This window comes from Streptomyces sp. NRRL F-5755 (genome assembly GCF_001279365.1).
GTDB classification, from domain to species: domain Bacteria; phylum Actinomycetota; class Actinomycetes; order Streptomycetales; family Streptomycetaceae; genus Streptomyces; species Streptomyces rimosus.
In genome coordinates this window covers 1-21,185 of sequence record NZ_LGCW01000008.1, presented here as the reverse complement: position 1 = coordinate 21,185, position 21,185 = coordinate 1, and the positions used below count along the sequence as shown (strand labels likewise).

Genomic DNA, 21,185 nt, shown 5'->3' with positions numbered 1-21,185 from the left:
TAATTGTGTGGCAGAATCACAGGGTGTCCGACAACCCGACCCGACAAGCGAACAACGATGCCGGAACCGGGCCTGCCGCGCGGCGTGGCCGCCCGGCAGGCGACCGCGCGGCGAAACGGGCCGAGCTGCTGAAGGCGGCGGCCTCGGTGATCGCGCAGGAGGGCTATACCAACACCTCGCTGCGCAAGGTGGCCCACCGCGCGGGGTGCACGACCGGAGCGGTGACGTACTACTTCGCGAACAAGGAGGAACTGGTCACCGCGTTGGCCGAGAGCCGGTTCGACGGCTTCGACGCCATGCTCGCGGCCGGCCGGGACCAGCCCGACATCCGGGCGATCCTGGAACGGTGGCTGCTCCGCACCACGGACGATCCCGAGTTCTGGCCCGTGATGTCCCAGCTGCTCGTCCACGCACGGTACGAACCGGCCTTCGCCGCCGTCATCGAGCGGCGCTACGCCCGGCACCGCAGCGCGCTGGCCTCGCTCCTCTCGGCCGGACAGGCCCAGGGAACCATCCGCGACGACATCCCCGCCGACCTGCTCGCCGACCAGCTCGGCGCCATCGGCGACGGCTGGATGATGATGTTCCCCATCGAGCCCAAGAGGTTCACACCGGACCGGGTCCAGGCCCTCCTCGATGCCGCCATCACCTTGATCGCCCCGCCTCCGGGCGCCCGCCGCGCGGCCGGCTCGTAAGCGACGGGCCTGGTGCCCGCCATTCGCCTTACGGGGGGCGAATGGCGGGCGTCGGTCGGCCGCGGCCCGCCGGCGGCCCGCCCCGTCGCGCGAACGGGCACGGTCAGGCGCCGTCACCGGCCAGAGCCCGAGCGATACCCCGGGCCGCCTGGGCTCCGGTCTCGATGGCGCCGTCGATGCCGCCGACGCCGATCGCCGCGATGTCACCACCGGCGAAGCGGATGCGCCCGTGGGGCTCTCGCATCAGGGGCGCGGCTTGGGTGAGGTTCCCCGGCCGGTGATGCGCCCAGGCGCCCTGTGAGAACGGATCGGCGACCCAGTCGTGGCAGGCGGTGTCGACCACTTCGATGCCGGGGACGAAGGCCCGCAGGGCGCGTTGCACCGCCGCGAGGTCATCGCCGTCGATCGCCGAGGCGTCGGAGCAGAAGCACATGACCAGGGTGTCCCCGTTGTGCCGGTATTCCGTCCTGGCGGCGTTGACGGGGTGCTTGCCGACCGGAGCCCCGGCGGCGAAGGGCGCTATCTCGCCCCGGACCCGCACCCAGAGCTTGAGCGCCTTCACCGGGTGCTTCTGCTCGATCATGGTACGCACCGGCCGGGCCACCGCAGGGGTGATGGCCACGTCGCCCAGAGTGTTGAGCGGGAGTGCGACGACGGCGTACCGCGCCCGCGCGTGGTCGCCCTCCCGGGTGGTCACGGTGACCCCGGCCCCGTCGTCCTCGATCGCCGTCACCGGCGTGGACAGGCACAACTCGGCCTTCGACTCACCGGCGATGGCGTCGAGCAGCCGCTTGGTCCCGCCCGCGATGGGCCAGGCTCCGGCGGTTTCGAGGAACGCGCCCCAGTCGCCGAAGGTGGTCGCGGCCCACAGGAGGAACTGGGCGATGCCCTGCTCGCTGTAGGAGTGGACCAACGACGCCAGCATGCCGTCGAGCACGTCCCGGTCGTACGTGGACAGGTTCAGCGCGTCGAGCCGGTCCCCCAGCGTCTCCTTCTCGATCGCGCCGGTGTCGGCGGCGGCAAGGTCGAACGGCTGAGGGAACCGGGCCCGCGCGTCGTGCAGGTAACGGGCGATCAGCGGGCCGCAGAGGCGCGCGTACTCGGCCGCCGTACCTGAATGCACGGCGCCGTCGGCGAGCCAGTGGACCTTCTCGGCCTCCATCGGCGCGGACAAGCCGATACCGTAACGCGTCAGTTCGCGCCAGACGTGCGGCTGGGTCCAGTGCGCGTACGCACCACCGAACTCCACCGAGCGGCCGAACGCCTCGCCCGTATAGGTCCGGCCGCCGATCCTGTCTCTCGCTTCACACAGCACCACCGAGTAGCCCTCGGCGCTGAGATCGCGCGCTGCGACCACACCGGCGAAGCCGGCTCCGACCACTGCGACGTCGTACATGTTGATCACGGCTCTCCGTCCTGAGTACAGCGGATGGGGGCACCGTATCGAGCCGTGCCAATTTACACAACGCACGTTACGAGAAATGCCGCTACGGCACCGGATGCCCCAGCCCTGCCGGACTCACGCCTCGGGACGCGCTCGCGCAGAGCATGCTTGGGCGGGAGCCGGGGCGCCATTGGCAGGGTCGGCCGCAGGAGGGCCTGTTGGCGGCGGGTGAAGTCACGTTCCTGCGAGACCTTCGCGCCTTTCAGCCGGCCCGGTTCAAGGTCACAGTCCGGGATCCAGGTGCGAAGCCAGCGAAGGACTGTTGCCAGGACTCACCGGGCCAGTAGTACGTCACACGTCCCTCGACGGGGCGGTAGCAGGCCGTGTAGAGCGTTCCCGACCCCTGCGCGTCGACGGATCGATACAGTGGCGGCTTCAGCATCGCCGCCACGTCCGTACCCGCGGCGCGAATGGCGCGCAGCCGCTCCTGCGTCCGCGAGGCCCGCTCCTGCTCGTCGGTCACCGGCAGGTGCTGGTGATTGGCAGCGCAGGCATCCGGCGCCGCCGTCGGCGGCATGTCCGGCCCCACGAACACCGTCACCGCCTTCGTGGCATCGACAAGGGTGAGGTTCTGCGGGACGGCGACCGGCAGGGACCGCAGCCTGACGATCGCCTCGTCGACGGTGTCGCACGTCTCCAGCAGGTAGCGCACCACGATGAGAATGGCGAAACCACGTCCGTATACGGAACGTCCGCCAAAGGTGAGCGAGACCGCGAGACCGGCGTCGTTCATCCCGTCCAGCAACCCCCACAGCACGTCCTGCATCCCGATCACGGGGCGCAGGAAGCAGGAGGAGACGATGGTGCCCTCGCACTGATCGGGCGGGAAGTCGTAGTTGCGCAGCAGAGTGCCGTTCCTGCCGATCTGGGTGCAGGCCGGGGAGAACGGCCGCAGTGCCGCGTGGGTGAGGAAGGCTCTCGCCTCGGGCCGGTCGAGTTGGACGGCCAGGCGGTCCAGGACCGGGACCAGTTCCGGCATATGCGCACGGAACAGCGCCCGAACACGGTCCGCGCCCTCCGGAGTCCGGCCCTCCTCGGTCAGCAGGCCCTCCATGTCCTGCCACAGGGCCCGGGCGTGGGCGGCCCACCGCCCGTCGCTGCCGTCGCCGACTTCGATCGCGCGGAAGGTCTTGTGCTGGTGCCGCATGACTGCCACTCCCCCTATGAGAATCGGACGGGCGAGCGCAACTTAGCTAATTGTGAGGGTAATTCACCAGGTGGTCGCCGGTGCTGGGCCTGACCGAGCCGCTGAACGCGGGTGCGGCCGATTCCACGTAGGCGATCATGTCTACGTGGGTGACCGTGCTCATGCCGTAACCCTCGGCCAGACATGCGTCACGGCGTCTCCGGCCGGCCCACCTCGACGATCCCGCCGATTCCTCGAAACCGTAGAGCGCGTCGGCGTTCCGCCTCATCCGGATCGGGCGGCGGCTATCCACTGTCGGCACGCGGTCGTCCGGGAGGAATATCGGAGTCGGGAAGGAGCAGGCATTCTCGGTGTGCGGATCTACGAGAATGGCCGGCCGGGCCTTGCGGTGAAACACGAAGACCTCCAGTGTGGCGAAGTATAAATGCCTTCACCCCAGCGGAGGTCTTCGTCAACGGTCAACCCGCGCGAGTGTCAACATCCCTCGTGATCAGTACGCGCGGGGGTGCTGCCGCCGTCGGGCCGCTTCCGCGGCAGCCCTGCCCGCGGGTCTCAGCCCTCGCGGGGGTAGAAGCTGCCGCCGGCATCGGCGCTGACCGTGCAGTCCGTGCCGTTGTAGCGGTCGACGAAGGTGCCGGTGATGCCGGTGAACGCGTCGTACGCATGGTCCATGGGCAAGTCTTTGTGCACCCTGAACCGCAGTTTCACGTGGACGGACTCGCGGGGCTTCAGCGTCTTCGGGCCGGGTATGGTGCCGCGGGCTTTTCCGTCGGCATCCTTCAGCGTCTTCCAGGCGCGTTGCGTGGTGTCCCAGTACTGCAGATCGCTGTACGGGCTCAGGTCGCGCTCGCCCTCGTTGTAGACGTAACTGAGCACCTTGCCGCTGAGTTCGAACGACTTCATTTCCTTCGCCGAGGCGTTGGTGAGCGTGGCGGTGTAGGTCGTCCAGTTCGTACCGAGAGTGACCGAGTCGGGTACGCCGAACGAGCGGCCCACAAAGGCGTCGCCGCCGTTGGGATCCCCGACGTCGGAACACTGCGGCAGGTCCGCGGCAGGGGCTGCCTGGGAGGCGGGCGCAGCGGCCATCGCCATGGGGAGCAGGGTGGCCGTCGCGGCCGAGACCGACAGGGCGCGGCGCAGTTTCATAGAGATCTCTTTCCCGGTTCTTCGGACCCGCGTAGCCCTTTTCCGATGCTATTGAGTTCGGAGGCCGTGGGTCCTTGGGTTATCAGGTTCTTGGGGGAATTGGTCGGGCTTACGCGGTGATTTCCGAGGTGCCCGTACCGGCCTTACGCGGTGATGCCCGAGGCGCCCGTACCGGCCTTACACGGTGATGCCCGAGGCGCCCGTGCCCGCCATCCCTTCCGGCGGCGTACGCCGATGACCGTACCCGCGCCGACCGCCATCGTGGCTCCGCCGGCGAGAGCGATCGCCGGGAGCGCGGACGAGGAGCCGGTCGCGGCAAGGTGGGTGCCGCCCTGCGCACTGAGACCACCGGTGGAACCGGAACCCTTCGTATCGCCGCCGGACGCGGCACTCTGGCCGGGATCGGAGGCGCCGCCCGGCTTACCGGTCGGGGGCTGTGTCGGCTTCGCGCCCGCGGGGAGGATCGTGAAGTCGTACCAGGCTTCCTTGGCCGAACCACAGGAACCGTCGCCGTTGCGGTAGTCGCCGGCGGCGAGCGCGTACCCGGCGCCGGGCTTGGCGTTCTTGACCGCGCGGGTGCGCAGTTGGAGCGTGATGGCGCTGCGCGGACCGATGGTGAAGGAGCCGAACAGGTCCTTGGGCTCCGCGTCGTGGAAGGTTATCCACTTCCCCGTCTTGGCGTCGCGGTATTCCGTCTCCAGCTCCCAGTACGGCCGGTCGACATCTTCGGCGGAGGACACGAGCAGGAAGGGCTGGACCTCGGACAGGGGATTGCCGGTGGTATTGGTGAGCGTCATGGTGAAGGGTGTCCAGGAGCCGCCCGCGGCCAGCTGGCGCGGCAGCCCATGGACGGCCGCCTTCAACTGGTCGGACTCGAACGCGCAGGACCGATCCGCACCGTCGGAATCACCGGCGCCCTTGCCACCCACGGTGGCACCGCCTGTGCCGGTGCTCTTCTCAGTGGTCCCGGCGGCTTTGGGTGACTTCCCTAAGGCGGTACGGTCGGCCTCGTTGCGATTCTGGTAAGCCGGGCCAGCGGCAGCGGCTTCGCCCGGGCGCCGCGAGTCGTCCGAGTTACCTATTCCGCCGCCGCTCTTCGCGGAATCCGTCGACCGTTCCGACGATGTTGCGGCACCGGGTGAGTCGGGAGGGGGCGGCGTACGGTGAACGGCCTCGGACACCGGCTCCGTTGCGGATGCGTCGGCGGGCGCAGCCAGTACGGCGGCGGGCGCTATCACAGCGGCCGCCGCGGCGGCCGTCAGAGCGTGGCGAATCTTCATCCAGCATTCCTTTCGCATTCCAAGTGCCCTGGGCGGAACAGGTTGGCGTTCGTTCGTTGTGTTCAGGGCGTGCATGAGACATGGTGCGCGCGAGTACGCATGCGGATATACGCACACCTGCGCCTCGTACACGACCAGGCACTGCCACCCGTAATGAGTGACCGGTCAGGCCCCCTCGGGGTAGCTCTCGCCGCCGTCACCTCCTTGTTCACCCTCAAGCTCTGAGCTGGTCCCGCCCAGAGGTGTTCTTGATTTACGACGTCGACGCTAATTGCGAGGACGGCCTCACAGCGCCGTTCGGGCGTGATCTACGTAGCGCATTACGCAATTTCCGCCTAGGGGGGCCATGGGCGCTCGCGGGGTGCGCAGCCCCTTCGCTTCGATTGTTCGGGCACGGCAGCTGGTCAGCACGATGCTGATGGTCGTTCCGCCGCTGGCGTTCGGGGCGGGGGCCGCGTTTTCGCCGGCGGATCCGCGGCGGCCACACCTGCATCCGGCCCGTCCGCGGCTTTCGTACCGGAGGCGTCCGACCGAGAGCAGGCGGTCAGGGACAGCCCCGCGGTCGCGGTCAGGGCCGCGGCGACGATACGGAACGTACGGCGACGGCAGTACGAACGGTGGCGGTGGAGCTCATTTCGAATCCCCGGGACAGTTGGCGCCGTAGATTCCTCGATATGTCACCCACCCTGTTCGGGACCGCTGGCGCACAGCTGCCACCGCGCTAACTCCCGGCTAACGCCCTCGTAGCCGCCCAGGACGCCCACCGCCAGATGCCCCGCTATCAGGAGGACGATGCTCGGGCCAGGAGCGATATGGCTTCCTGTTGCTTGCGATGCAGCGCCTCCACCGCTGTCCGGAGTGCACGAATGCGCGCGGTCATGCGCCACCTGATCTGCCACGGGTGCCACAGCGCCTGGAGCAGGAGCTGGGCCGTCGCCTCCCGGTACTCGGCACATGCGGTCATCAGCTCTTCGAGCGACTCGCCCAGTACCCCGCCGACACGCTGGTCGGCAAGCCGGATCACCTCGCACTGCAGCGCACGCTCCTCACCGCCGCCCGCGAAGTCCAGAACCCTGCGCGGTATGCCGGCTGAGAGCGACGCCACCACGAGACCTGCGACGGCTTCGCGCAGCGTACGCTCCGCATCGCCGCCGTCCTCCAGCACTGCCGAAAGCCCGAGCTCGCCTGTGACCGACAGCTGACCGCCCACCATGTACGCGGCGGGGCGTCCGGTGCGGCGCGGCACGATGTCACACACCCCGGCACGGACCAGCCACACGCGTTGAAGCTGCTCCATCACAGCGGAACGAAGTTGACGACGCTCGTGGTTCCTGGAGATGTAGGCAGTCACAGCGGCGCCCACCACACCGCCGGCCGTGGTGTACGCCAATTCCATCAGACCGGGCAACGGTCCGCCTCCCTCTGGCGCTGGTCCTGCTCGGGGGCCGTAATGCCCAGGTCAACGCGCATGACGCGACGCATGGCCCATAGGGGGCCCCACAGCTTGTGGGCCACGCCGTCGGGAAGGATCACCTGGGCCTCGGCGTGCCGCAAGCGGTGGTCGCGGCACGCCCGGTCCAGGTCCGACCGCAGTTCCTCGGTCAGCCTGCCTTTCTCCAAGTCGTGCAGGACTTTCGCCAACACGTTGGCCAAGACGCGGGTACCGGCACTGAGAGCGGCATAACAGGTGCGCCGCTGTTCCACCTGAGCCTGACGCGCGGCGTATTCGCGTTCTTCTCGCTGGAGTTGCCTCGTATGCTCCAGCTCGCAAGTCCTGGCCCGGTCGGCACCACGCTGTGTGGTCACGGCGGCTGCGAGCGTCCCGCCCATACCCGGTATCGCGATCACGACCTGACTGATTGAGCTGTTCAATCTTTCCCCCCGGCTCCGATCGGCTCGCCGGGACTGTATCGCTTGCAAAGCGTTGGTCAGCGGGCGGTACGGCGGTGGCGGCCGGCACGTCGGGGCAGGCGGTACGGGATGTTTTCGAGCTGGTGAGTGGCGAACACCTGCTGGTGGACGTACGGGGCGGCGGTGAGGACCAAGCGCCGCGACTCCTACGGTTCGAGACCCCCGACTCCCCACTGACGGAGCGCGCGAAATCCAGACCGCGGCGGCGCGCCGAACCTACGGACACGATGCACCATCACCCGTCCTCCTACTGCTGAGCCTGCACCGGCACCCACACGATCGGCGGAGCCAGTACGAGCCCAGCCTCACGCGCGGGGATGACGGTCGCTGGCCTGCTGTCCTCCAGCCGGACCCGTACACGGGCGACACGACCACCCTGGTGCAGCTCACGGCTACGCAGCCCCCGGCGTACCACCCGGCATACCCCCAAAAGAGGGAACAATGCGTCAGATCACGGAGCACTGCGCAGAGATCACGTGAACGGCACGACAAAACGCGCGCCACAACAAGGCACCGGTGTGCGGCACGGCCGTCGAACCGAGCGAAAGGACCGTCCCCGTGAGCGCACCGCCCGCCATCGACCACCGTTCCACCAGCGGCTACAGCCTCCCGTTGGCCTACTGGCTGGCCCGGGCGTCCGACCTGGCCTACAAGGACGAGGCCACCATCGAATCCCAGGTACGCGACTGGGGCTTCGACCAGGTGCGCCACCACCAGACGCGGTTCACCCCACCGTTCCCTCTGGAGGACACCCAGGCGTACACCGCCGCCGGCGACCACATGATCATCACTGCCTTCCGCGGCACGGAACCGGCGCAGATCCGCGACTGGCTCTCGGACACCACCACTCCCCCGTGGCCCGGCCCCGCCAAGACCGGATACGTCCACTACGGCTTCGCCGAAGCTCTCCAGGCGATCTTCCCGAGCCTCAAGGACGCCCTGGCCGAACTGCGCACCAACAACCAGACGGTGTGGTTCACCGGCCACAGCCTCGGCGGCGCCCTGGCGATGCTCGCCGGGGCGCGTATGTACCTGGAGGAGCCGAAACTGCAGGCGGACGGCATCTACACCTACGGACAGCCCCGCACCTGCGACCGCGTCCTGGCCGACGCCTACAACAAGGGCTTGAAGGGCCGTGTGTTCCGCTTCGTCAACAACAATGACATCGTGCCGCAGATGCCACCCGAGCCCGCCTTCACCCACGTCGAAAGCCTGAGGTACATCGACTCCGCCGGCAAGATCCATGAATCGATGAGCATGCTGGGCGGCCTCACGGACCGCGCCAAAGGACTGACCGCGGACCCCTTCGCCCCCGCCTCGGACGGCGTCCGCGACCACTCCGTCAAGCGCTACATCGCCGCCATCGAAGGCAACCTCACCTGACCGGCTGACCAGCACCATTTCACCAGCTGACCGCAGACGGCCACGGCACCCTCTCATGCGTGCCCTTCCGGAATCAGCGCGGAATCCACTCCGGCCTCGAACTGCCCAGGCGCGGGGTCGTCCTCGACCAGTGGGGCGGCGTCCCGGACATGCGGATGACCGGGCCGAGGCTCTTGAGGTCGCCGTACGCGGTGGCGTCGTCGGCCACCGCGTAACGTTCGAACTCCTCGGGGTCGAGTCGACCGGCCGCGCCCTCGAAGCCGCTGATCAGCCCCTGTCGCTGGACGAGCACCGCGGACTGGCAGAGGGAGACCTGGACGCGGTACGTACCGCCTTCGCGGGCGCGGCGGGCGAGGGCGAGCATGGCGCCGAAGCTGCCCAGGTAATCGGTGAGGGAGTCGCAGAGGCGCAGAAGCGGTAATAGCTTGCTGTCTCGCACCGGTTTACCTGACTACGTATGGCCCACGAGTTGCAGCATCTCGACTCTCTTCCGTTGCCTCCTCCGTCGTCCAGGACCAGGAAGGTGACGCGTGAGCTCTGGCTCAGGCGGGCCTGGAACTGATCACCCCTCAACTTTTGCGGTTCGTGTCTCCGGGCCTCGCGGCTGGCTGAGCGGGGTGGAAGATTCCGTCGGCCTTGCAGTCGACGATCGTCTTGGGCTGCCTACCGAAGGCCCGGGGAATGTGTGCCTGCACTTCCGGCAGGGACCAGGCGCAAACCCTTCGCACGAGCTCCACCGCATTTCCGTACAGCCGGGTCCACGGGTTATGGGTCTACGGACTCGCAGCAGATCTTCGCACCCGCCCCACCCGAGAGCTCCACCCAACATCCCCATGCGCTCCGTGTGCGTCGCCATCGCCGACCTGATGGCCGTCTTGTCCACAGGCGTCACTGTCACGGCGGCCAACCTCGGCAATCCCATGTGCGAAGGCTGACTGGCCAAAGTAGCGGCGTCCCTTGGGCCTTACCTGCGCCGGGAACTCGCCCTGCGGTCCGGTGGCGAGAAGCGGACCAGCGCCACCGCTGCCCGTCGGCACCCTGCCCGCACCCGCCAGCATCAAGCATGATCAGGGGTATGAACAACACGCACCTGCCGACCACCGAAGCGGCAGTCGCCGCGATACGCGGCATCGCAGAGGAATTCGAGCTGACGATGTCCGTCACCGACGACATCGGCGCGGACCGGACGTCGCGTCGTACGGCGGCCGCGCCCTTCACGGTGCTCGACCCCGACGGCTCGCTGCCGCACGAGGCATTCGTGGAGCTGGCGGGATCGCCGCTGGTGAGCGTACGGCTCTTTCCCGAAGACGACGCGCAGATCACCGTGGACGGTGTGGATTTCCACGACATTCCCCGCGACGCCGTTCCCGCATTTCTCAAGTCCGTGTATGGCGGGCTTGCCTTCGTCAAGACCCGACTGTTTCCTCCGGGCCAATGGCTTGTCGTACCGCTGCCCGGCGACGAGACATACAAGGAACTGATCACTGTCCCTGGTCTCACGCCTTGGCTGGCCCGCAGTATCCGCTAGCGTCAGGCTGTAGCACCGGTCCGGGGTTCATCCCAGAACCGGCCTGATCGGCCGTCGCGGCATATGGCATGCAGCGGAGGTCTACTCCTTGACCGGGTCGGCGCCCGGCCGCTTGACAATTCGATCGCCGACCGCGATCGACTTCCAGAGCCGACGACTGATCCGGACCTTCACGGATTCGTCGTCGGCGATACGGACCTCGACGAAGTTGTACATGTTCGAGCCGTCGAGCATTCCTCGGGACTTATTGACGATGACGCCTTCCCAGGAATCGTCTCGTCCGACTTTGTGAGATTTGAACATGCTACGGAGCCTAAAAGGATCGGCAGCCGGACCTGCAGAGCCGTACGTCGTATCTTGGGGATGACATATGTCATGCCAGGGTGCCGCACCTGGACGCCGTCGATCCGGTCGAGCCAGGAGCGGTGGTCAGGCTGGTCTCCGTAGCCAGCCTTCGTATCACCGTCGCACGGCCGGGGAGGCAGCGTTTCGGATTGCGACCGGAAGGGCCGCCTCCTCGGCCTTGAGATAATCGGCGCCTCACAAAAGCTTTGAGCTAAGGGAAGGCCGTTAGCCATGGAGGGTGTGGGAAACGAACCGTCCACCCACCAGCCCGTGTTCACCAAAATGGTGGGCGATCACGCTTACATCGTAGGAGCATATCCGGCATGAGCGAGCAAGAGGCGCCTCGTCATCTTCTGGTGCGGGCACGAGGAGATGGCTTCCCCCTGTACACCTCGACCGAGGGATCTCATGCCAATGCCCCGGACGATTTCACGGTCTGCCTGCTGGCGGGAGATCCCGACCTGGGACTCCCCCAAAACTTGGTGCACGACCTCCTTTCGTGGAACGCCGCTCTTCCGCTGGAAGGGCCCGCCGCCAAGGCCCGGATGCGCAAACACGTCAGCACCGGCCGCGAACTTGCCCAATCCGTGGCGCAGCACCTGGGGCCGGCGTGGGTCGTGCGCTACTGGGACGCTCGGCATGGCACGGCGAAGTTCGTGTGCTGGGGGTGCGCACGCCTGCACTGGACTCTGGATTCACATGGCAATCCACCGCATCCCCTTCGCATAACCATGATGGCCGAGTACCGATGGGGTCCCTTCCGTGCGGAGGAGTTCGGTGACTTCATGCCGGATGACCCGGCAGCGGGCCTCAACCTGCCTGACGATCTGGTGGCCGACCTGTACACCTGGGCCGGCGACTTCGACGCCGAGATGAATCGGTACGTGGCGGATCGCGACGAAGAAAGGCATGCCGCTCAACGTATCGAATTGGAACGCAGGGGTGAGGAGTTGGCTCATCGGGTTGCCGGTGCGTTGGGCCCGGGGCGAACAGTGACATATGCGGGTCTTACTTGAGTCCTCCCTCAAGCAAGCCGAGATTCGTCCACGTCGGCGACCGGTGCGTCCCCGGCCGGAGGCAGGATGGTCGGTCAGGTGGCGTACGCCTGACGGTCACGGGCCTGGTGACCGCCAGCACGGCTCCGCTGGTGGTAGGCGTGGCGGGCGCGCCCGACCGGCGCACGGTGCCGACGGCCGCAAAGGTGGTGCTGGCCGTCGGCAACGCGCTGACCACCGTGGCAGGGGCTTTCGGCCTGCTGTCGTCACCGGAGTCGGGGATCAGCCGATGCGGAGAGGTCAAATGCCGGAGTGCTGTGGCCAATTCCCACAGAACGGCATCGCCGCTGCCCACTGCTATGACGATAAGACAGGCGCGGATCATAAGATCCAGAATCGTCTCCTGCCAGTCGCTGTCCGTCATGAAGAAGCGGTCCGCCCCGACGTGCGGGAGCACCTGGCCGGGCTGTCCGGCCGCAACCACCCGTCCCGACACCGACAACGCGTTCTACGCCTGCATCGATATGAACGTACGCAGCTGACTGACCTGTCCGGCCCGGAGGCCAAAGGATCGCGCCGACCCAGGCCACCGCAAGGAAAAGCCGTCGGCCGGTCCCCCGGCCGACGGCTTGAGAGGGCGCGAAGGTGGTATGCCTCCGGCCCGACCCTGTCCATTACTTGAACAGACGGTCACCGCTGTTGGCCATGCGGTGGGTGCCGCTGTGGCGGTTCACCCAGTCGCGGATGGCGTTGATGGCGTTGGCGCACTGCCAGCTGTTGTCGTACTCGCGCTCTCCGGTGGAGTTGGCGTAACCCGCGATGATGCCGTCCACGCGCGCGTCGCCCAGCAGTTTGTCGACGTACCACGGGTCGTTGTAGGTGGTCGTCCAGGACAGCGTGGCCGCGAGCTGGCCTGCGGCGCGGTCCGCGGCGCCCTTCTTGAGTTCCGCGCACGTGTTCCAGCCGGCTTCCGTGCAGTTGCCGAACCCGTTGGAGATCTTGTTGTCGCCGTAGTCCATCACCCGGCGGCCGTTCGGGAACCCGGAACCGAACCGGTTGTAGGCGCTGCGCACCTGGTCGCGGGAGCCGGTCGTGGTGATGCCCTCCAGCTTGCCGAGTTTGCCCGCCAGGCTCTGCCAGCCCCGGCCGCCGACACCGGGCGTGTTGCCGCCGTGGTACTCGAAGAATCCGTAGAGCACCTGGATTCCGGCAGCCGTCAGCCGCTGCGCCTTGTCGCGCAGTCCGGCGACGCTGCACGTACGGTTCGGGGCTTCTCCGCAGTAGTTCGGGTCCTTGATGTCCAGCCAGACCAGCGACAGCCGGCGCCCCGCGTTGGCGTTGGAGAGGATGCGGTCGATCATGCTGTCGAAGCTGGGGCCCCGGCGGTTCTCACCGGCCGAGGAGCAGTCGTGGTAGGCGCGCCATTCGTTCGGGTTCCACCAGGCGCAGACGTCGATCTCGATGCCGTTGGCGCCGTGGTTGAGCGCGGCGTCCACGCCATCCAGGGTGTCGACCCGGTGCGCGATGGCGTAGATCGCCTGGCGCTGGTCGGCTGCTGCCGCCGGGGTGGTACCGAGCGCGGTGACACCGATGATCCCGCACAGGGCCGTCAACAGCGCCAGTACCCTCCGCGGGCCGGTGACATGGCGAAGGTGAGTGGTCAAGGAAGGTACTCCTTCATGTCGGTGTCCTGAAGCGGACAGCCGATCTCACCAACTGCACGGTGACATGTGATAGAAGCAAACGGGCCAACTGCCGGTACGAAGGGCTACCCACGGTGCCCTTGTGGCGATATGAGAGATGGCTGACCATATCTGTTGAACGCAACGGGCGGCTGCGTTGCGGCGCGGGTGGCAGGTGGCTGGTGGCAGATGGCTGGTGGCAGATGGCAGGTGGCAGATGGCAGGTGGCTGCCGATGCGGACCAGGTGCTTGCCGTACGTGGCCTGAGCCGCCCGGCTGGTCGACCAGCCGGGCCACCGGTTACGGAGTGGATCAGCGCGCCAGCCGGCCGTGATCGGCCTCACCGATATGCCCCGTACTGTCCGCTGCCCTGGCTGTACCCGCTGTACTGGCCGTACTGATGGCCTCCAAGGCCGGTGGCAGTTGAGGTTCCCTGGGTTCCGCCGCGGACCGCGTGCGGACGGCGGGAATGCAGGCCGCGGCCAGTCCGCCCATGAGCAGCAGGCTGCCGAGGAGGGCGGTGGGCGTGAGGTGCTCGTGCAGGACGAAGACGCCGAGGATGGACGCCGCGAGGGGTTCGGCAAGGCTGAGAGTGCCCACGGTCGCCGCGCTGGTGGAGGGGATCCCGGCGGAGAACAGCCAGTACGCCAGGGCGGTGGTGGCCAGGCCCAGCCAGGCGATCAGCCCCAGCGTGGCGGGCCGCCCGAGCGCGACGGTGTCGGTGGCCATCCAGGGCATCAGCGGAATCGCGCCCAGCAGGAGTGAGAGGGCGGACACGGTCGGCAGGTGTACGTCGGGGTGCTCGGTGGTCATCTGCTTCGCGTACACCGCATACAGGCCGTAACAGATGCCCGAAATCAAGGCGGCCAGCAGGCCGAGGGCATCCACGCCCGCACCGGTGGGCGCCAGCAGCAGGGCGCAGCCGGTCACAGCGGCGGTGGTCGAGATCGACCATGTCCGGGTGAGGCGTTCGCCGTTGACGGACCGGGCGATCAGGCCGGTGGCGACGGGAGCGGCGCCCAGGGCGACGACGGTGGCCAGCGCGGCGCCCGTGCGCGCCGTCGAGTAGAGAAAGGCGGCCTGGAAGACGCCGGTGGCCGCGGCGCAGATGAGCAGGGGGCGGGCCAGGCCCTGTCGTATCGCGGGGAGCAGGGCCCGCAGGTGGCGGCGGGCGAGAACGGCCAGTACCGCACCGCCGACCAGCAGCCGCCAGCCTCCGAGGGCGGCGGGGTTCATGGGAGCGCCGGCCAGGGTTTGCGCGGGGCCGACGGTGCCCCACAGGAGCGCGGCGCCGAGGATCAGTCCGGCGCCGCTGGAGAGTTCGTGCCTTTGTTGCCTCATGGCGCCATAGGCTAGGTATTGGTTCGCCCAGCTGGGATTGTCAGCGCACCTTGTACGGGAGAAGAGGAAGAACGTGGAACTTGATGCGGTGGACATGGCTCTCCTGCGGGAACTGCAGAACGATGCACGGCAGACGAACCGGGACCTGGCCGCGAAGACGGGCGTCTCACCGTCGACCTCGCTGGAACGGGTTCGGCTGCTGCGGGACCGTGGTCTGATCACGGGCTATCACGCCGCGCTCGACCTGGAAGCGGTCGGGCGGCCCGTGCAGGCGCTCATCTCGGTACGGATCCGTCCCCCGGCCCGGCCCATGATCGAGGGGTTCCGGGAATGGGCGCAGCAGCTGCCGGAGGTGATCGCCATGTTCGTCACCTCCGGCGCCTTCGACTTCCTCCTGCACATCGCGGTGCCGGACGTGAACGGCGTGTACGCCTTCGTCATCGACCGGCTCACGGAACGGCGCGAGGTGGCGGACGTACAGACGACGCTGGCGTACGAGCACGTCCAGTCACGGGTCATCGAGCCGGCCGGTTCCGATTCGGGTTCCGGTCCCGGTCCCGGCCCCGGCCCCGGCTCCGGCTCCGAGCAGAAGAGGCATGCGCGTCGCCATCGCTGAGCGTGGGCTGCTGTACGGGGTGGCGCTAGCGGCTCGCATTACTCGGCCTGCTCGCCCCCGGCTCCATAACCGCTCGCTCACAGGATGAGCAGACTCCGGCTTACGGTGAAGGTGTCCCGTCCGTCCGGCGTCGTGACCCCGTCCGGCGAGGTGGAGACCGTCACGGCCTCGGCGTCGCCCTGAATCACGCATGGCACTGTGACCTCCACCGGGTAGAGCGAATCCGGGGCGGGCCAGCTCGACGCATCGCGCGAAGACCGGGCTCTTGTCGATCAGGGACCAGCGTTGTCCCGCAGCGTCAACGAACTGCACCTCGACGATGCCGGGAAACGGTGCGCCATCCACCCAACGGACCGCTTCGCAGCGCAGCTCGGGCACTCAGGCTCGCCTCCTGGCTCCGGGCCCCGCCGAGGTCTGCTCCTCAGCGCTCTCCTACTCCTCCACCTTCTCCACGACCGTGTCCTCCGGCTCTACGAGCCGTCCGTCCGCCGCCCGGATCTCCAGACGAGGCAGCGGGCTGTTGGTCCGGCTGTCCAGTAGGCGGGAGTGGTCCTCGCCGGGAGTGAAGCACTGGTCCTCGCCCCACTGGCGCAGGGCGACGATCACCGGGAACAAGGCGCGGCCCTTGTCGGTGAGGACGTACGCGCGGTGGGACCCGCCGTCCGAAGCAGGCACGTTGCGCAGTACCCCGGCCTTCTCCAGCGCGCGCAGCCGTGCCGCCAGGATGTTCTTGGCGATGCCGAGGCTGCGCTGGAACTCTCCGAAGCGGCGGCTGCCGTCGAAGGCGTCCCGCACGATCAGCAGTGACCACCAATCGCCAATGGCGTTCACCGACCGGGCAACGGGGCACGGGTCGGCGTCGAAACGGGTGCGGGCGACCATGTGCGGCTCCTCCCTCTTCCAATTCTCTCTTCCGATGTCCCGGCCCTTCACCGGCCCTCTTCAGGGATCAACTCCGCGGGCCTCCAAGGCTGGTTGCAACATGCTACCCCGCACGGCTACTGTCGCGCCGGTAGCAAGTTGCAACCGTGCGCACGAGCAGAACGAACGGTACGAGCGAGAGGTGTGTCGATATGGCGATCCAGCGCTCCGACACGGGCGGCGGACACAGCGGGACCGGCAGTAGTGGGCGCGGTGGCACCGGCGGTAACAGGTGCAGTGGAACCGGCAGTTCCGAGGCGCAGGCCACGGCATTACCGCCGGACGCGTCTCCACCCACCCGGCTCGTGCCCCTGCTCGCCCTCGCTTGCGGCAGCTCCGTCGCCACCGTCTACTTCGCCCAGCCCCTGCTGGTGACTCTCGGCGAGCGGTTCGCGCTCGGCTCCGGGCTGCTCGGCGCGATCGTCACCGTGACGCAACTGGGCTACGCCGTCGGCCTGTTGATGCTCGTACCGCTCGGCGACCTGCTCGGCCACCGGCGGCTGATCACCGGTCAGCTCGGGCTGCTGGCACTCGCGCTGCTGGCCGCCGGGCTGGCGCCGGGCGTGGCGGCGCTGCTCGGCGCGCTCGCCGTGGTCGGGCTGCTCGCCGTGGTCGCCCAGACGATGGTTGCGGCGGCGGCGGCCCTGACACCGCCCGCCCGGCGCGGCCGAGCCGTCGGTACGGTCACCGGCGGCATCGTCACCGGAATTCTGCTGGCCCGCGCCGCCGCCGGCGCCCTCGCCGACCTCGCAGGCTGGCGGGCGGTCTACCTGGTGGCCGCGGGCGTCATCGCCGTACTGGCCTTGCTGGTACGTCGTGCTCTGCCCCGGGTTCGGGTACGTCACGGTCTGCCCCCGGGCGCGCCCTCCGCCAAGGTGCGCGTGGCATCGTACGGACGGCTGGTGGCCTCGACCGTCACCCTGTTCGCCCGCCATCCGCTGCTCCGGGCCCGGGGCGCGCTCGCCCTGCTGGTGTTCGCGGCCTTCAGCACGCTGTGGAGCGGCATGGCGCAGCCCCTGAGCAATCCACCGTGGTCGCTGTCGCACACCGCGATCGGCGCGTTCGGACTCGCCGGGGCGGCCGGGGCCGTCGCCGCCGGAGTGGCCGGGCGCTGGAACGACCGGGGGCTCGCCCAGCGTACGACCGGTGTCGGACTCGCCATGCTGGTGCTGTCCTGGCTCCCGATCGCCCTGACCGGGCAATCACTGTGGGCGCCGGCGTTCGGCGCCGTCCTGCTGGACTTCGCCGTACAGGCCGTCCACGTCACCAACCAGACCTTGATCCACGCCGTCCGGCCCGACGCGGGCAGCAGGATCATCGGCGGCTACATGGTCTTCTACTCGGCGGGCAGCAGCCTCGGCGCCCTCGGCTCCTCCCTCGCCTACGCGACGGCGGGCTGGCCGGCCGTGACGGCCCTCGGGGCCTCGTTCAGCCTCGCCGCCCTGCTTCTGTGGGCAACGACCCGGCGTGTGGGGGTGCTGCCTGGCGGCGACTTGGGGACTGAGGGGACGGGGGCTGTACGCGCAGAGGGATGAGCTGCGCTTGGGCCTCGTACGGCCCCAGCGACCTCGCCTCGTACCACGGCCCCAGCCACCTCGCCTCGTACCGCGGACGGCGAGCGACCCGATCCGCCACCCCGCCACCCCGCCGCCCACTACCCCACCGCCCGTTCAGCAGCTCCGCCCCCTCCATTACTCTCGGCCCATGGTGTTCGATTCCGCTCATTTCGATCTCCAGCCCTACGCCGGATTCGACATGGACGCGTACGTCCGGCGGACGCATTGCAGCTGGGAGGACGCCGGCTGGCAGTCGTTGCTCGCCCAGCGGTTCCACCACGTCCCGGTGGTCGACGAGATGGAGTTGCCGGCCGCGGCGGACCTCCACCTGGTGCTGCCCGTGGGGGGCCGGGCCGAGATGGAGACGCGGGCCGGGAGTCGGTGGCACCGCCACGTCTGGGCGCCGGGCCGGCTCGAACTGGGGGTTCCCGACCGGGCCGTCCTCCGGCGCTATCGCGGGGACGGGCCGCTGCGCAGTGTGCAGGTGCACATCCCGCGCGGCACCGTCGAACGGGCCGCGGAGCAATTGGGCGGCCGTACGGTGGACTACGAAGCCATGGCGGCCTCCGTGGCCGCCGGGGACCCGCTTCTGGTGGAGGCCGTCCGCGCCGTCGGATCGGCGGAGGAGACCGGGGACCTGTACGCCGAAGCCTCGGCCGCCTTCCTCGCCGTACACCTGCTCACCCGTCACTCCCGGGCCCCGGGCCGACAGGTGCCCGCGCGGGAGGACGCACGCGTACACGCGGCGATCGCGCTGATGCGTGACCGGCTGGCCGAACCGCTCACGCTGGCCGACATCGCGGACGAGGTGCATCTGAGCGTCTTCCACCTCGTACGCGTATTCCGCCGGGCCACGGGAGAAACGCCGCACCGGTATCTCGTTCACCTGCGCATCGAAGAGGCGAAACGCCTGCTGCGGGACACCGACCTCACGGTTGCCCGGATCGCGCCGCTCTGCGGATTCGCCGATCCCGGCACCCTGTCGACGGCGTTCGCGCGCCACACCGGCACCCGCCCCTCCGCGTACCGCAATTCCTGACCTCTTCGCGACAATCTCGGCCATGGGCCCGGGCGGTGACCCGTACCTAGGGTTTCGCTCATGTCTGAAAACACGGCGACACCACCCATAAACGAGCAGGTCAAGCAGATCGGACAGGCCGAGCCGGACGAACGCATCGAGCCCTACCCCATCCGCATCCCCGACCGCGAACTGACCCTCCTGCGGTCCCGTCTCGACAAGATTCGGCTCCCCGAGCGCGAAACAGTGCCGGACGCGACACAGGGCATCGAACTCGACCGGCTGAGGACATTGCTGGACACCTGGCGCCGGCACGACTGGCGGGCCACGGAAGCCCGCTGGAACGCGATCCCTCATTACCGCGCCCGCATCGACGGCCTGAACATCGCTTTCTGGCAGGTACGCTCGCCCGAGCCCACGGCGCTTCCCTTGGTGCTGACCCACGGCTGGCCGGGCTCCGTACTCGAATTCGAGAGCGTCCTCGGGCCGCTCACCGATCCCGTCAGTCACGGCGGTTCGGCCGCCGATGCCTTCCATGTGGTCGTACCGGCGCTGCCCGGATTCGGATTCAGCGAGCGTCCGCGCGAGCGCGGCTGGCAGCCCGCCCGTACGGCGCGGGCCTGGGCCGCGTTGATGACCGCGCTGGGCTACGAGCGGTTCGGCGCGCACGGTGGGGACTGGGGCGCGTACGTCAGCACCGAACTGGCGCGCCAGGTGCCCGAGCGCGTCGCCGGACTGCACCTGACGATGCCGCTCGCCTCTCCCCTGCCCGAGGACCGGGACGCGCCGGACCCGGCGGAGCGGCGCATGCTGGAGCGGCGCGACACCCATCTCGCGGACGGCTACGGCTTCGGGATGATCATGGCTACGCGTCCGCAGACGCTCGGCTACTCCCTGCTCGACTCCCCCGCCGGCCTGGCGGCGTGGCTCGGCGAGAAGTTCGCCGCCTATGCCGACACCCGGCCGGAGGCAGGTGGCGGGGTGAGCCTGACACAACAAGTGGAGAACATCGCCCTGTACTGGCTGACCGGGACCGGCGCCTCCAGCGCCCGCTGGTACTGGGAGACCATGCGCTGGGTGCCCCGCAGCGCCGAAGAGGAGAACGCGCAGCCGGTGACGACACCCACCGCCTGCTCACTGTTCCCCGCCGAGCCGTGGCCGACCGCCCGGCGCTGGGCCGAGCGCCGCTATCGCGACCTCCGCTCGTGGCACGAGATGGACCGCGGCGGCCACTTCCCCGGCCTGGAACAGCCGGACCTGCTGGTCACCGAGATCCGGGCCGCGTTCCAGCACGCGCGTCACCGCACCGACGGTCTCGCGCGGTGACGGCTCCGACAGCCCTGGGCCGTCGGCGCACGCCCTCGGGGGGTTGTACGGGTGTTGGCCGGACGTTGGCGGAGCGGCGTCCTCGCGCTAGCGGCCCCGGACAAAGTGAACGACGTATCGAGCAGACAACGACACCAACCGTCCCGGGGGGATCCGAAATGGGCTCCAGCGCCACCGTCCGTACTGCCCGGCACCGTACGTTCCGTATCGCCGCCGCGGCTCTGACCGCGGCCGCGGGGCTGGCCCTGACCGCCTGCTCCGGGTCGGATGCCGCCGGTACGAAGGCCGCGGACCGGCCGGATACGGGGGTGGCCGACGCGGATCCCGGTGGCGGGGACTCCTCCGCCGCAGGACAGGACTCCGGCAGCAAGGCCGACGGCCAGGTCGGGACCAAGACGGGAGTCCCGGGGGCCGCGGGCGAGAAGTCGGCCCGCCCGGGCGCCGGAGGCGGCAGCAAGGCCGGAGGCTCCGGCGGTCAGCGCTGCCACACCTCGGACCTCAAGGCGGCCTTCGCCACCGGCGAGGACGCGGCCCCCGACCCGAACGCGAGCGGCGGGACGACCACCAGCATCATGCTGACCAACAAGAGCAGCCGCACCTGCACCATCGGCGGCTTCGCCGGAGTGGACCTCCGGCCGGACGCCGGCGGCCCCAGCTGGTCGCTCACCCGCTCCTCCGCCAAGCACGGCTCGATCACCCTGAGCCCCGGCGACAGCACCGACTTCACCCTCAACCTCGGCATGGCCAAGGAAAACGAGGAAGGCTCCTGGAAGCCGCGGACCGTGGCCGTCACCCCGCCCAACGAGACCACCGCCCTGACGCTGAAGTGGCCCTGGGGCCCGCTCGTCCAC

21 protein-coding genes are annotated in these 21,185 nt (G+C 68.9%); 10 read left to right on the top strand and 11 right to left on the bottom strand.

The genetic code is table 11. From position 1 onward, the window contains the following. The first annotated feature begins 23 nt into the window (after positions 1-23). Complete coding sequence (locus tag ADK86_RS02135; RefSeq protein ID WP_053694985.1) at positions 24-695, top strand: TetR/AcrR family transcriptional regulator; 672 nt, start codon at positions 24-26, stop codon at positions 693-695. Between the two features lie 103 nt (positions 696-798). Here the strand turns inward: ADK86_RS02135 and ADK86_RS02130 are convergent, their stop codons facing one another. The 6 genes from ADK86_RS02130 to ADK86_RS02100 all read right to left on the bottom strand — a co-directional run bounded on the left by ADK86_RS02130 (position 799) and on the right by ADK86_RS02100 (position 7,560). After that, complete coding sequence (locus ADK86_RS02130; protein WP_053694998.1) at positions 799-2,091, bottom strand: flavin monoamine oxidase family protein; 1,293 nt, start codon at positions 2,089-2,091, stop codon at positions 799-801. Between the two features lie 250 nt (positions 2,092-2,341). Beyond that, positions 2,342-3,286 carry a C45 family autoproteolytic acyltransferase/hydolase gene (locus ADK86_RS02125; protein ID WP_053694984.1) on the bottom strand — a complete coding sequence of 315 codons (945 nt, stop codon included), beginning with the start codon at positions 3,284-3,286 and terminating at the stop codon, positions 2,342-2,344. A 552-nt stretch (positions 3,287-3,838) separates the two neighbouring features. Continuing rightward, the gene (locus ADK86_RS02115; protein ID WP_053694982.1) at positions 3,839-4,432 is read right to left on the bottom strand and encodes a hypothetical protein; all 594 of its coding nucleotides are present in this window, start codon (positions 4,430-4,432) and stop codon (positions 3,839-3,841) included. 143 nt (positions 4,433-4,575) lie between these two features. Next, positions 4,576-5,361, bottom strand: coding sequence for a hypothetical protein (locus ADK86_RS02110; protein ID WP_234345649.1), 786 nt, complete (start codon positions 5,359-5,361; stop codon positions 4,576-4,578). A gap of 1,132 nt (positions 5,362-6,493) precedes the next feature. Continuing rightward, a complete protein-coding gene (locus tag ADK86_RS02105) occupies positions 6,494-7,120 on the bottom strand; it encodes a hypothetical protein (protein ID WP_234345648.1) in 627 nt (208 codons plus the stop codon). Then, the gene (locus tag ADK86_RS02100; RefSeq protein ID WP_234345647.1) at positions 7,108-7,560 is read right to left on the bottom strand and encodes a hypothetical protein; all 453 of its coding nucleotides are present in this window, start codon (positions 7,558-7,560) and stop codon (positions 7,108-7,110) included. Before ADK86_RS02100 ends, ADK86_RS02105 begins: the two co-directional genes overlap by 13 nt. A gap of 621 nt (positions 7,561-8,181) precedes the next feature. Here ADK86_RS02100 and ADK86_RS02095 point away from each other — a divergent pair. Beyond that, complete coding sequence (locus ADK86_RS02095) at positions 8,182-9,006, top strand: lipase family protein (protein WP_199834329.1); 825 nt, start codon at positions 8,182-8,184, stop codon at positions 9,004-9,006. Between the two features lie 73 nt (positions 9,007-9,079). Here the strand turns inward: ADK86_RS02095 and ADK86_RS02090 are convergent, their stop codons facing one another. Next, entirely contained in the window at positions 9,080-9,445 is a 366-nt protein-coding gene (locus tag ADK86_RS02090; RefSeq protein WP_053694979.1) for a hypothetical protein, read from the bottom strand. Positions 9,446-10,081: 636 nt separating this feature from the next. On the opposite strand from ADK86_RS02090, the gene ADK86_RS02085 reads away from it, so the two are divergent. Next, positions 10,082-10,534 (top strand): hypothetical protein, encoded by a 453-nt coding sequence (locus tag ADK86_RS02085; protein ID WP_053694978.1) that lies wholly within the window; start codon positions 10,082-10,084, stop codon positions 10,532-10,534. A gap of 81 nt (positions 10,535-10,615) precedes the next feature. On the opposite strand, the gene ADK86_RS42940 is transcribed toward ADK86_RS02085, so the two are convergent. After that, positions 10,616-10,837: a DUF7489 domain-containing protein gene (locus tag ADK86_RS42940; protein WP_063788918.1), complete on the bottom strand. Its 222-nt coding sequence runs from the start codon at positions 10,835-10,837 to the stop codon at positions 10,616-10,618. A gap of 365 nt (positions 10,838-11,202) precedes the next feature. On the opposite strand from ADK86_RS42940, the gene ADK86_RS42935 reads away from it, so the two are divergent. Both ADK86_RS42935 and ADK86_RS42930 read left to right on the top strand, forming a co-directional pair. Beyond that, the gene (locus ADK86_RS42935; RefSeq protein WP_159393754.1) at positions 11,203-11,895 is read left to right on the top strand and encodes a hypothetical protein; all 693 of its coding nucleotides are present in this window, start codon (positions 11,203-11,205) and stop codon (positions 11,893-11,895) included. 107 nt (positions 11,896-12,002) lie between these two features. Next, positions 12,003-12,416, top strand: a complete 414-nt coding sequence (locus tag ADK86_RS42930; protein ID WP_159393753.1) for a hypothetical protein — start codon at positions 12,003-12,005, stop codon at positions 12,414-12,416. A gap of 132 nt (positions 12,417-12,548) precedes the next feature. Here the strand turns inward: ADK86_RS42930 and ADK86_RS02065 are convergent, their stop codons facing one another. Then, positions 12,549-13,538 (bottom strand): phospholipase, encoded by a 990-nt coding sequence (locus ADK86_RS02065; protein WP_053694974.1) that lies wholly within the window; start codon positions 13,536-13,538, stop codon positions 12,549-12,551. A 330-nt stretch (positions 13,539-13,868) separates the two neighbouring features. After that, on the bottom strand, positions 13,869-14,897 hold the full coding sequence (locus ADK86_RS02060; protein WP_053694973.1) for a DMT family transporter: 1,029 nt from the start codon (positions 14,895-14,897) through the stop codon (positions 13,869-13,871). Between the two features lie 73 nt (positions 14,898-14,970). On the opposite strand from ADK86_RS02060, the gene ADK86_RS02055 reads away from it, so the two are divergent. Next, positions 14,971-15,513 carry an Lrp/AsnC family transcriptional regulator gene (locus ADK86_RS02055; protein ID WP_267888778.1) on the top strand — a complete coding sequence of 181 codons (543 nt, stop codon included), beginning with the start codon at positions 14,971-14,973 and terminating at the stop codon, positions 15,511-15,513. Between the two features lie 432 nt (positions 15,514-15,945). On the opposite strand, the gene ADK86_RS02050 is transcribed toward ADK86_RS02055, so the two are convergent. Beyond that, positions 15,946-16,395 (bottom strand): winged helix-turn-helix transcriptional regulator, encoded by a 450-nt coding sequence (locus ADK86_RS02050; protein WP_053694972.1) that lies wholly within the window; start codon positions 16,393-16,395, stop codon positions 15,946-15,948. Between the two features lie 344 nt (positions 16,396-16,739). On the opposite strand from ADK86_RS02050, the gene ADK86_RS02045 reads away from it, so the two are divergent. The 4 genes from ADK86_RS02045 to ADK86_RS02030 form a co-directional block, all read left to right on the top strand. Further along, entirely contained in the window at positions 16,740-17,969 is a 1,230-nt protein-coding gene (locus ADK86_RS02045) for an MFS transporter (protein WP_053694971.1), read from the top strand. A 169-nt stretch (positions 17,970-18,138) separates the two neighbouring features. Next, positions 18,139-19,029, top strand: coding sequence for an AraC family transcriptional regulator (locus ADK86_RS02040; protein WP_053694970.1), 891 nt, complete (start codon positions 18,139-18,141; stop codon positions 19,027-19,029). 60 nt (positions 19,030-19,089) lie between these two features. Then, on the top strand, positions 19,090-20,334 hold the full coding sequence (locus tag ADK86_RS02035; protein WP_234345646.1) for an epoxide hydrolase family protein: 1,245 nt from the start codon (positions 19,090-19,092) through the stop codon (positions 20,332-20,334). Between the two features lie 158 nt (positions 20,335-20,492). Next, positions 20,493-21,185, top strand: a 693-nt coding sequence (locus ADK86_RS02030) for a DUF4232 domain-containing protein (RefSeq protein ID WP_053694969.1), incomplete at its 3' end; no start/stop codon positions are given.